Below are 3,233 nucleotides of genomic sequence, written 5' to 3'. Positions count from 1 at the left end.
GGAGCAGGCGTTGACGCACGGTCCTGGCCCGAGGCCCACGTGGTAGTCGAAGCAGGCGCGGCCGCGGCCCACGCCATCGTGGTCGGTGACCCACTTCCACTCGTTACACGTCGCTCGGCACATGGGGACGATGCGGCGCACCGTGTCGATCGTCTCGCGCGCGGCGCGGGCGTCGGTGTAGGGGCCGAAGTAGCGCGTGCCCGGCTTGTGCTTTTCGCGCGTGAACTTGATGGCCGGATAGGGGTCGGCCATCGTCAGTGCGATGAACGGGTACGTCTTGTCGTCTCGGTAGTCGACGTTGTACGGCGGATGGAACTGCCGGATGAGGTTCTTCTCGAGCACGAGCGACTCGACCTCAGTGCTCGTGACCACGTAGTCGAAGCTCGTGACGAGCTCCATCATCAACGGGATCTTCTCGCGCTCGTCCTGCCCGCTCGTGTATTGGCGCATGCGCTTGCGCAGCGACTTGGCCTTGCCCACGTAGAGTACGGAACCGTCGGCCGCCTTCCATAGGTAGACGCCCGGAGAGTCCGGGACGGAAGCGACCTGCTCGGCGATAGTTGGGTTGGGCTTCGGCATGGTCGGAATCATACCTTGCGGCCACGGCGAGGGTGAGACGTGGCCCGGGAGGAGTCCCCGAAAATGGGGGGCGCATGGCGTTTGGGACGCACTCTGTTGCGTCGGCTTCCGCAGCTACGCCCGGCGAGTCGGCCTTTGGTGCTCAGACAGCGTCCTGCCTCCCGCGACCACGTACGCCGCAGCTGCGGCGACCAAGCCAGGAATCACGAAGCCAGCTGCGCCCGTGGACTCGGCTACGAACACAGCACCGGCAATCGGAGTCGCGTTGCCGGCCGCAAGGAACGCTGCCATGCCGACGATCGGGAAGAGTGGGCCGGTCGCGGGCGCTATGGCCTCGAACGCCCCGCCTGCGATGGCGCCGAGCGACACGAGCGGCACGAAGGAGCCGCCTGATGCCCCACTCCCGAGCGTAGAGACCACGGCCCCACCCCGGAGCACGAACAGCACCACGGCTGCGAGTCCGATGTACTTGCCCGCAGTAGCGGCGTCGATCAGCTGATAGCCACTGCCGATGGCAAACGGGGCGCCGTAGATCCTCCAGCTCACGAGTCCGAAACTCGCACAAAGGAGTCCTCCGATCGCAGTACGAGCGACAAGCGGCAATCTCATGCGGTGGGCAAGCGACTCAGCCTGCGCGAGTGAAGCGACGACCAAGCGGGCGGCGATCCCGATGAGGCCGCCCAGCACGAGGGCAAGTAAGACATTCGAGGCGCTCGGCACGTAGCCCCGGTTCACTTGAAACAGCGGCTCCGGTCCGAGGAGTGTGATTGCGACAAGGTACGAGGACACCGAGGCCAGCATCGACGGGATGAGCGCCTCGCGCGCGAAGTCATCGGTGTACGGCATCTCGAGAGCGAAGATGAGCCCGGTGAGGGGTGCCTTGAACACAGCACTGATCCCCGCCGCGGCGCCGGCAACCAACAGGGCGCGCAGGCCCTCGTCGGTAAAGCCCATCTTGCGCAGCCTTGTGGAGATCCAGGCGCCGAGCGAACTCCCGATGTAGAGGCTTGGTCCCTCAAGGCCGGCTGCTCCACCCAGACCAACAGTCGCGATCGCCGCTCCCACTTTGGCAAGGAAGGACCCGAATCGCTTCTCGGGCCGACCGTGATGATACGCCTCGAGATAGGCCTCAGCATCGTGCACGTCAGGCCGGTCAGCGAAGTAGCGCAGCAAGATGCCTGAGATCAGAATACCCAGCGCCGGCATCGCGAAGATCAGAAACCCGTTGGGCGTCGACGACAACACCGGCCACATGACGCTGTTCGTCAGATAGCGCAGACCGGTGACCAAGAGGCCCGTGACCAAGCCCAACACAACAGCGACGGGCAACAGCTGCGTAGGCCGGCTCGGCCATCCCGGGCTCCAAGAGCTAGCGTCTTTGAGGTTGTTCGGCATCTCGCCAGCATATGCCATGAATGCCGAACGCGTCCGTTGGGCTCTGCGCCGCTACCCCGCCGCCTTCTTCGCGCGCGGTTCATGCCTGGCAACCGGCACCTTCGCGGCAGCCGGCTTCTCGCCACTCAAGCCGTGGCCCTCGCCCAGCTCGGGAGCCGCACTCGCGCCGCGACCCGCCAAGACCGGTGCAAGGAAACGGCCCGTGTGGCTGTCAGCGCACGCCGCGACCTCCTCGGGCGTTCCGGTCACGACTACGTTCCCGCCGCGGTCTCCACCCTCTGGGCCGAGGTCGACGATGCGGTCGGCGGTCTTGATGACGTCGAGGTTGTGCTCGATGACCAGCACCGTGTTGCCCGTGTCGACGAGCCGGTCCAGCACGATGAGGAGCTGACGCACGTCGTCGAAGTGCAAGCCGGTGGTGGGCTCGTCGAGGATGTAGAAGGTCCGCCCGGTGCTGCGGCGCTGCAGCTCGCTCGCGAGCTTGACGCGCTGCGCCTCGCCGCCGGAAAGCGTCGTCGCTGGCTGGCCGAGGTGTACATAGCCCAGACCCACGTCGTAGAGCGTCTGAAGCTTGCGGCGGATCGGCGGGATATTCTCGAAGAAGTGCAGCGCCTCTTCCACGGTCATGTCGAGCACGTCGGAAACGTTCTTGCCCTTGTACGTGACCTGCAGTGTCTCGCGGTTGTAGCGCGTGCCCTGGCAGACCTCGCACGGCACGTAGACGTCGGGCAGAAAGTGCATCTCGATCTTGATCTGGCCGTCGCCCTTGCAAGCCTCGCAGCGTCCGCCAGCAACGTTGAAGCTGAAGCGGCCCGGCGAGTAGCCGCGCGCCTTGGCGTCGGGCGTGGAGGCGAACAACGAGCGGACGTCATCCCAGATGCCCGTGTAGGTCGCGGGGTTGGATCGCGGTGTGCGTCCGATCGGCGACTGGTCGATGTCGATGACCTTGTCGATGTGCTCCAGACCGCTGATGCGGTCGAAGGCACCGGTGCGGCGGCGCGCGTGGTTCAGCTTGTTGGCGAGTACGGGTGCAAGCGTATCGGTGATCAGCGAGCTCTTGCCGCTACCCGACACTCCGGTGATGACGGTGAGCGTGCCCAGTTCGATGTCGAGGTCGACGTTCTTGAGGTTGTGCTCGGTGACGCCACGCAACTTCACGGAGCCCTTGCCGGGCTTGCGACGCTTGCTCGGCACGGGGATCTCTCGGCGACCTGAGAGGTAGGCGGCCGTCAGCGACTCGGGACACGCGAGGATGTCGG

Annotated in this window: 3 protein-coding genes; all 3 read right to left on the bottom strand. The window is 65.6% G+C overall.

Annotated features, from left to right (window positions below):
* Positions 1-579, bottom strand: a 579-nt coding sequence (locus P4L93_09625; protein MDR3687200.1) for a GIY-YIG nuclease family protein, incomplete at its 3' end; no start/stop codon positions are given.
* Between the two features lie 114 nt (positions 580-693).
* A complete protein-coding gene (locus P4L93_09620; protein MDR3687199.1) occupies positions 694-1,992 on the bottom strand; it encodes a chloride channel protein in 1,299 nt (432 codons plus the stop codon).
* 33 nt (positions 1,993-2,025) lie between these two features.
* The coding region (locus P4L93_09615; GenBank protein ID MDR3687198.1) for an excinuclease ABC subunit UvrA at positions 2,026-3,233 on the bottom strand (1,208 nt) is incomplete at its 5' end.

Source organism: Coriobacteriia bacterium, from assembly GCA_031292615.1.
In the GTDB taxonomy this organism is placed as follows: domain Bacteria; phylum Actinomycetota; class Coriobacteriia; order Anaerosomatales; family JAAXUF01; genus JARLGT01.
The sequence above is the reverse complement of the archived record's forward strand: the minus strand, read 5'-3'. Positions and strand labels throughout refer to the sequence as shown.